Here is a 7,328-nt window from a genome sequence, read left to right as displayed (position 1 = left end):
AACAGCGTGCGCTGTTTCGCATCCGGTGACTCAAACGAAGCAGAGCGACAGCGGTTCGGCGATATAGGCCGGTTTGTCCGAGCCTTCTATCTCAAGCGTCGCGGTGGCCTTGAGCAGCCATTGACCGGGTTTTTTCTCGGTGACTTCGGCCAGGTCGACTTTCAGGCGCACTTTTGAATTGACCTTCACCGGCTGGATGAAACGCACGCTGTCCAGGCCGTAATTGACCACCATCTTCAGGCCTTGCGGCAGCACGAGGATGTCTTCCATCAGTTTCGGGATCAGCGACAGCGATAGGAAACCGTGGGCAATGGTGCTGCCAAAAGGCGTTTGCGCGGCTTTGACCGGATCGACATGGATGAACTGATAATCCCCGGTGGCTTCGGCGAACAGGTTGATACGCTCCTGATCGATGGTGAGCCATTCGGAACGTCCGAGTTCCTTGCCGACATAATCTTTGAGCTCTGCAACGGGAACATAGGGCATTGAGACTCTCCTTGGGTTCATCGGTTTTATAGTTTTTCAGGTGGGGGATTTGACCGCCCTGCGAACCACTGTAGATCATCATGGCGTTTTGCTCCGGTCAACCGACCATGCTTTTGGCGAATGCCGATCCATAGCGCCGCCGTGCTTATAATGCCGAGGACTTGCGGGGGAGATGTCTGATGTTGTTACGTGGCCTGACCATGCTGGTGCTGTTTCAACTGCTCGGCACGGCACTCAACCATTTGCTGTTGCCGGTGCTGCCGGGGCCGATCATCGGCCTGCTGCTGTTGCTGGTATTCCTGATCATGCGTGGTGAAGTCGGTGAGCCGCTGAACCTCGCGGCCGGCAGTCTGTTGCGTTATCTGCCGTTGCTGCTGGTGCCGCCGGCGGTGGGCGTTATGGTGTATGCGAGCGACATTGCCGCGGACTTCTGGGCCATTGTCGGCGCGCTGGTGCTGTCGTTGATCCTGTCGATGGCCTTTGCCGGGGTGTTGATGCAACGGCTGGTCAAGCGACACGCACCGAACTCGGAGGACGCTTGATGCTCTTCGATTGGCAAGGTGCCTGGGCTTCGGTCATTCATCATCCGCTGTTCGGCATCGGCATCACCCTCGGTGCCTATCAACTGGTGCTGGCGGCGTTCGAGAAAACCCGCTGGATCTTTCTGCAACCGGTGCTGGTCTCCATGCTGTTGGTGATCGGCGTGCTGGTCGGCTGCGGCCTGACGTACGCCGAGTACCGCAAGAGCACCGAGATCCTCAGCATTCTGCTGGGCCCGGCAACGGTGGCGTTGGCGGTGCCGCTGTATCTGAACCTCAAGCGCATCCGCCAATTGTTCTGGCCGATTTTTACTACGCTGGTGATAGGCGGCGTGGTCGCCACGGGCATGGGCGTGTTGCTCGGCTGGTGGTTCGGTGCCGAGCACATGATTTTGATGACCATGGCGCCAAAGTCGGTGACCTCGCCAATTGCGATGCTGGTGGCCGAGCAGATCGGTGGCGTGGCGGCGCTGGCGGCGGTGTTCGTGTTGATCACCGGGGTGATCGGCGCGATCTTCGGCCCGGCGTTGCTGACCCGGCTCGGCGTGCACAGTCCTGAAGCGCGCGGCATGGCGCTGGGCATGACCGCACACGCGGTTGGCACCTCGGTGGCGCTGCAGGAAAGCGATGAGTGCGGCGCCTTCGCGGCGCTGGCGATGAGTCTGATGGGCGTGGCCACGGCGGTGTTCCTGCCGTTGGCGGTGTCGATGGTGGTCTAAGGAAATGTCTATGAGTCTGCCGCTTTTCCCGCTGAACACAGTGCTGTTTCCCGGCTGCAACCTCGACTTGCAGATCTTCGAGGCGCGCTACCTGGACATGATCGGCCGCTGCATGAAACAGGGTGGCGGCTTTGGCGTAGTGTGCATCCTCGACGGCCACGAAGTCGGCGTCGCGCCCGAAGGCTTTGCCCTGGTCGGCTGCGAGGCGCGGATCACCGATTTTCAGCAACAGGACAACGGCCTGCTCGGGATCCGGGTGCAGGGCGGGCGGCGTTTTCAGGTGTTGCGCACAGAGGTGCAGCGCGATCAGTTGATCCTTGCCGACGTCGAATGGCTGGACGATGAGCCGGAGCAACCGCTGCAGGACGAAGACGCCGATCTGGTGGCGTTGCTCAAGGCCTTGGCCGAGCACCCGATGGTCGAGGCGCTGAACATGGGCACCGAAGCGCTGGGGCAGCAGTCGCTGGCCAATCAACTGGCGTATCTGCTGCCGTTCGCCGAAGAAGACAAGATCGACCTGCTGCAACTCGACGATCCGCAGCAGCGACTGGATGCGATCCAGGCGCTGCTCGATGAGCTGCAGGGCGAGCTGTTCGCCTGAGCGAAAAAGATCGCAGCCTGCGGCAGCTCCTACAGGGTTTTGGTTTCACATTCGCGCGATGGCGTGGGAGTGAAATGAAATCTCATGTAGGAGCTGCCGCAGGCTGCGATCTTTTGATTTTCAATAAGCGTATCGCAGCATCGTTTGTGGCAGATGTCTGAAGACAAACAGGCTGAACAGCACCAGCAGTGCCGGCAGAATCAGCCACCAGACCTTGAACGGCATGGCGTTGAGCGGCGCCTTGCGCTGACTCAGCCACAAGCCCGCCGCACACACGCATGCCGCCAGCATCGCACCCGCCAGAATATCTGTCGGCCAATGCGCGCCCAGATAGACTCGTGACAACGCAATCGACAGCGCCGGAATGCAGCCGAGCAGCAGCCAGGTCAGGCGCATGCGCGGCGGTTGGCCGCGACCGGCGAGGACTGCGAGTACCAGAAACAATGCGAACGAACCGGAAGCATGGCCGCTGGGCATGCTGTAGCTGGTCAGTGGATCGGTCAGCACCTCCGGGCGGACCCGGGCGAAAAACTGTTTGGTGACGGTGTTCAGTAGCGCGGTACACAGCAGCGTGCCGCCGGCAAAGATTGCCTGACGCCATTGCCGGCACAGCAGCAACAGGCCGGTGAGCAGGGCGCTGAACATCAGCATGTTGCGGAATTCACCGATCAGGGTGAACGTCACCGCAATCTCGTCCAGCATCGGTTGGCGATGTTCCTGCACCAGGGTCATCACGCCTTGGTCGAGGGCGTGCAGATACGGATAGCCAATAAACAGGCCGATCAGAATCAACAGGCTCATGCTGCTGATCCAGATCGTCGCCCGGCGATGCTGGCGCAAGCTGCTGTTGACGCTCAGGCCGACCATCACTGCGATACTGGCGGCGACGATGCCGGCCTGCAGCCAGAAACCTTCCGGCAGCGGCAAGCGGATCGCCGCGCCGGTGGCCCAGCCCGGCAGCAGGTAGGCGACGCTCCAGCCGGCCGCCGCCAGCAGGCTGACGGCGGCGAAGCGCGGGAAGGGCATGTCGCACATCCCGGCGACCATCGGCAGCATCGGTCGCAGCGGACCGATGAAGCGCCCGACCAGCAGACTGGCGATGCCGTAACGCTGGAAGTAGGTTTCAGCCCCGGCCATCCATTCCGGATGGTGGCGCAAACCCGGCAGGCGGCGGATGTTCTGGTGGAAGTGACGGCCCAGGTAATACGACACCGCATCGCCCAGAATCCCGCCGAGAAAGCCCAGCAGCAGGGTTTCACTCAACGACAGTGCACCGCTGCCGGCCAGTACGGCGACGGCAAACAACAGCACAGTGCCAGGCACGATTATTCCGGCAATGGCCAGACACTCCACGAATGCGACGATGAACACCGCAGCGGCCAGCCACTGCGGATTGGCCGCCAGCCATCCGGTTACGCTATCGAGCCATGGGCCCATACCAAAAAACTCCAAACCATTGATGATCCCTGTAGGAGCTGCCGCAGGCTGCGATCTTTTGCTTCTGCTTTGCCTGAAGTAACCTGTGCGCCAATTTCCCAGGTCACCGCCATGATTTTCCTCATCGCCTACATCAGCAGCGTCGTGCTGATCAACTTCGCCTTCTCCACCGCGCCACACCTGGACATCATCTGGTCGGCCTGGGGCGGGTTGGTGTTCGTGTTGCGCGACATGGTGCAAACCCGTTTCGGCCACGGTGCGCTCGTGGCGATGCTGGCGGCGCTGGTACTGTCTTACGTCACTTCTGATCCATCCATCGCCTTGGCCAGCGCCACGGCGTTCGCGGTGTCGGAAATCATCGACTGGCTGGTGTTCAGCGTCACCAAACGGCCGCTGCGGGATCGCCTGTGGATCAGTTCGGCGCTGAGCATACCCCTCGATACCTTCATCTTTTTCGGCATGATCGACCTGATGACGCCACCGGTGATCATCACGGCATTGGCCTCGAAGTTCGCCGGTGTCACTGCCGTCTGGCTGATCATGGCCTGGCGCGAGCGCAAACAGGCTGTCGCCAGCTGAGCCAAACCCTGCGGTTCATGTAAAATGCCGCGCTTTCTCCCCATGGAAAGCGCGTCTGGCGTTGCTTTCCTCGATGATCCGCTTCTTTGAGGACCTGAGATGACCCGTATCGGAACTCCATTGTCGCCGACCGCGACCCGCGTATTGCTGTGTGGCTGTGGTGAGTTGGGCAAGGAAGTGGTGATCGAGCTGCAACGCCTGGGCGTTGAAGTGATTGCTGTCGACCGTTACGCCAACGCGCCGGCCATGCAGGTGGCGCACCGCAGCCACGTGATCAACATGCTCGACGGCGCCGCGCTGCGTGCAGTGATCGAAGCCGAGAAGCCACACTTCATCGTGCCGGAAATCGAAGCCATTGCCACCGCCACCCTGGTCGAACTGGAAGCCGAAGGCTTCACCGTGATCCCGACCGCCCGCGCCGCGCAACTGACCATGAACCGCGAAGGCATCCGTCGCCTGGCCGCTGAAGAGCTGGATCTGCCGACCTCGCCGTACCACTTTGCCGACACGTTCGAGGATTACAGCAAAGCCGTTCAGGATCTGGGCTTCCCATGCGTGGTCAAGCCGGTCATGAGCTCGTCGGGCAAAGGTCAGAGCCTGCTGCGCAGCGCCGATGACGTGCAGAAAGCCTGGGATTACGCGCAGGAGGGCGGTCGCGCCGGCAAAGGTCGGGTGATCATCGAAGGCTTCATCGATTTCGACTACGAAATCACCCTGCTGACCGTGCGCCACATCGGCGGCACCACGTTCTGCGCACCGGTCGGTCACCGTCAGGAAAAGGGCGACTATCAGGAATCCTGGCAGCCGCAGGCCATGAGCCCGATTGCTCTGGCTGAGTCCGAGCGGGTGGCCAAAGCCGTGACCGAGGCGCTGGGTGGTCGCGGGTTGTTCGGCGTCGAGTTGTTCATCAAGGGTGATCAGGTGTGGTTCAGCGAAGTCTCGCCGCGCCCGCATGACACCGGTCTGGTGACCCTGATTTCTCAGGACCTGTCGCAGTTCGCCCTGCACGCCCGCGCCATTCTCGGTCTGCCGGTGCCGCTGATCCGTCAGTTCGGCCCTTCAGCGTCGGCGGTGATTCTGGTGGAAGGGCAGTCGACCCAGACCGCGTTCGCCAACCTTGGCGCAGCGCTGAGCGAGCCGGATACCGCACTGCGGCTGTTCGGCAAGCCTGAAGTCAACGGTCAGCGCCGGATGGGCGTGGCGTTGGCGCGGGATGAGTCGATTGAGGCGGCTCGTGCCAAGGCGACCCGTGCGGCTCAGGCTGTTGTTGTAGAGCTGTAAACCGAGGCGCGGCATTCGCGAGCAAGCTCGCTCCCACAGGGTTTTTTGGTTGTGCACAAAATTTGTGATCAACCGAAAACCACTGTAAGAGCGGGCTTGCCCGCGATAGCGATCTATCAGGCAACCTGATTCAAATCGTTGCCACGCGTTTCCTTCAGGCACAGCACAGCAATCAAGCTGAGCACCGCTGCCGCCGACACATACCCGCCGACATAACTCAAACCGCCCATCGCCACCAGTTTCTGCGCAAAGAACGGTGCCGCCGAGGCGCCGACGATGCCGCCCAGATTGTAGGCCGCCGATGCGCCGGTGTAGCGCACGTGGGTCGGAAACAGTTCCGGCAGCAGCGCGCCCATCGGGGCAAACGTCACGCCCATCAGGAACAGCTCGATGCACAGGAAAAGCGCCACGCCCCAGGTCGAACCTTGTGTCAGCAACGGCTCCATCAGGAACCCGGACAGGATCGCCAGCACACCGCCGACGATCAGCACCGGTTTGCGTCCGTAACGGTCGCTGGCCCAGGCGGACAACGGTGTAGCCGCGGCCATGAACAGTACGGCAAAACACAGCAGCCCAAGGAACGTCTCACGGCTGTAGCGAGGGTGGACACACCGTAGCTCAGGGAAAATACCGTCGAGATGTAAAACAGCGCGTAGCACACCACCATAGACGCTGCGCCGAGCAGGGTGGGCGCCCAGTATTGGATGAACAGCTCGACCAGCGGCACTTTCACTCGCTCCTGACGGGCAATCGCGTTGGCGAACACCGGCGTTTCGTGAAGCTTGAGGCGTACATACAGACCGACCATCACCAGCACTGCGCTGAGCAGGAACGGAATCCGCCAGCCCCAGCTGCGGAACTGCTCGTCATTGAGGGTCATGGCCAGGGTCAGGAACAACCCATTGGCCGCGAGAAAACCGATCGAAGGCCCCAGTTGCGGGAACATGCCGAACCATGCCCGCTTGCCCTTCGGCGCATTCTCGGTGGCCAGCAACGCCGCGCCACCCCATTCTCCGCCTAGCCCCAACCCCTGACCGAAACGCAGCACGCACAGCAGAATCGGGGCCCAGGCGCCAATGCTGTCGTAACCCGGCAGCACCCCCGATCAGGGTGGTGCACACGCCCATCAGCAAGAGTGAAGCGACCAGCGTCGATTTGCGCCCGATGCGGTCACCGAAGTGGCCGAACAGCGCCGAACCCAGCGGTCGGGCGAGGAAGGCGATACCGAAAGTGAGAAACGCCGAGAGCATTTGCGCGGTGCCGGACGTCTGTGGAAAGAACACCGGTCCGATCACCAGTGCAGCGGCGGTGGCGTAGACATAGAAGTCGTAAAACTCGATGGCGGTGCCGATGAAGCTCGCCGTTGCCACGCGGGTGGCGGAGTTGGTCGGCTGGGCAGGCGCGGTGGCGCTGTAAGCGGTACTGGTCGTCATGCGGTGATCCCTGACAGTCATGGCTCCGTTGGAGCGAATTATTATGGTTGAACACCCAGGGATGTGGGATGAGACGCGAGCGCTGTTTCGAGTAGGAACAGTCGTCGGGGTAGTGCGGAAAATGGCCGAAACCCCTTTTGTGCGGGGTAAGCACAGGGCTCGGCAGCGCTTGGGTAAGCGGCTCGATTATAGGAAGGAGGCTAACGATCAAACAAGAGCAAAAGATCGCAGCCTTTCGGCAGCTCCCTACAGA

General features: G+C 61.4%; 7 protein-coding genes and 1 pseudogene. 5 read left to right on the top strand and 3 right to left on the bottom strand.

Features of this window, described 5'->3' with window-relative positions; translation table 11 throughout:
• Window positions 1-30: 30 nt before the first annotated feature.
• Window positions 31-486 (bottom strand): MaoC family dehydratase, encoded by a 456-nt coding sequence (locus HT737_RS11735; RefSeq protein WP_003228575.1) that lies wholly within the window; start codon window positions 484-486, stop codon window positions 31-33.
• Between the two features lie 179 nt (window positions 487-665).
• Between HT737_RS11735 and HT737_RS11730 the strand changes: the two genes are divergently transcribed.
• From HT737_RS11730 to HT737_RS11720, 3 genes are read left to right on the top strand one after another with little or no spacing between them, the layout of a single operon-like run.
• Entirely contained in the window at window positions 666-1,028 is a 363-nt protein-coding gene (locus tag HT737_RS11730) for a CidA/LrgA family protein (RefSeq protein ID WP_047296821.1), read from the top strand.
• Window positions 1,028-1,744, top strand: a complete 717-nt coding sequence (locus HT737_RS11725) for an LrgB family protein (RefSeq protein WP_007960614.1) — start codon at window positions 1,028-1,030, stop codon at window positions 1,742-1,744. Before HT737_RS11730 ends, HT737_RS11725 begins: the two co-directional genes overlap by 1 nt.
• A gap of 10 nt (window positions 1,745-1,754) precedes the next feature.
• The gene (locus tag HT737_RS11720) at window positions 1,755-2,345 is read left to right on the top strand and encodes an LON peptidase substrate-binding domain-containing protein (protein WP_007960613.1); all 591 of its coding nucleotides are present in this window, start codon (window positions 1,755-1,757) and stop codon (window positions 2,343-2,345) included.
• A gap of 120 nt (window positions 2,346-2,465) precedes the next feature.
• Here the strand turns inward: HT737_RS11720 and HT737_RS11715 are convergent, their stop codons facing one another.
• A complete protein-coding gene (locus tag HT737_RS11715; RefSeq protein ID WP_182402618.1) occupies window positions 2,466-3,782 on the bottom strand; it encodes a bifunctional DedA family/phosphatase PAP2 family protein in 1,317 nt (438 codons plus the stop codon).
• 111 nt (window positions 3,783-3,893) lie between these two features.
• On the opposite strand from HT737_RS11715, the gene HT737_RS11710 reads away from it, so the two are divergent.
• Together HT737_RS11710 and purT are read left to right on the top strand one after the other, a co-directional pair.
• A complete protein-coding gene (locus tag HT737_RS11710; protein ID WP_095138286.1) occupies window positions 3,894-4,361 on the top strand; it encodes a VUT family protein in 468 nt (155 codons plus the stop codon).
• Window positions 4,362-4,460: 99 nt separating this feature from the next.
• Entirely contained in the window at window positions 4,461-5,642 is a 1,182-nt protein-coding gene (gene purT / locus HT737_RS11705) for a formate-dependent phosphoribosylglycinamide formyltransferase (protein ID WP_003221968.1), read from the top strand.
• Between the two features lie 116 nt (window positions 5,643-5,758).
• Here the strand turns inward: purT and HT737_RS11700 are convergent.
• Window positions 5,759-7,075 (bottom strand): annotated as a pseudogene (locus HT737_RS11700) (MFS transporter).
• Window positions 7,076-7,328: the final 253 nt, after the last annotated feature.

Origin of the sequence: Pseudomonas sp. MD195_PC81_125, from assembly GCF_014060985.1 — a bacterium.
Classification (GTDB): domain Bacteria; phylum Pseudomonadota; class Gammaproteobacteria; order Pseudomonadales; family Pseudomonadaceae; genus Aquipseudomonas; species Aquipseudomonas parakoreensis.
This window is presented reverse-complemented; position numbering and strand designations above follow the sequence as displayed.

Coding starts and splice junctions, on each gene's coding strand:
- HT737_RS11725 (WP_007960614.1), top strand. CDS start 1,028: ATGCTCTTCGATTGGCAAGGTGCCTGGGCTTCGGTCATTCATCATCCG.
- HT737_RS11715 (WP_182402618.1), bottom strand. CDS start 3,782: ATGGGCCCATGGCTCGATAGCGTAACCGGATGGCTGGCGGCCAATCCG.
- HT737_RS11720 (WP_007960613.1), top strand. CDS start 1,755: ATGAGTCTGCCGCTTTTCCCGCTGAACACAGTGCTGTTTCCCGGCTGC.
- HT737_RS11710 (WP_095138286.1), top strand. CDS start 3,894: ATGATTTTCCTCATCGCCTACATCAGCAGCGTCGTGCTGATCAACTTC.
- HT737_RS11730 (WP_047296821.1), top strand. CDS start 666: ATGTTGTTACGTGGCCTGACCATGCTGGTGCTGTTTCAACTGCTCGGC.
- HT737_RS11735 (WP_003228575.1), bottom strand. CDS start 486: ATGCCCTATGTTCCCGTTGCAGAGCTCAAAGATTATGTCGGCAAGGAA.
- purT (WP_003221968.1), top strand. CDS start 4,461: ATGACCCGTATCGGAACTCCATTGTCGCCGACCGCGACCCGCGTATTG.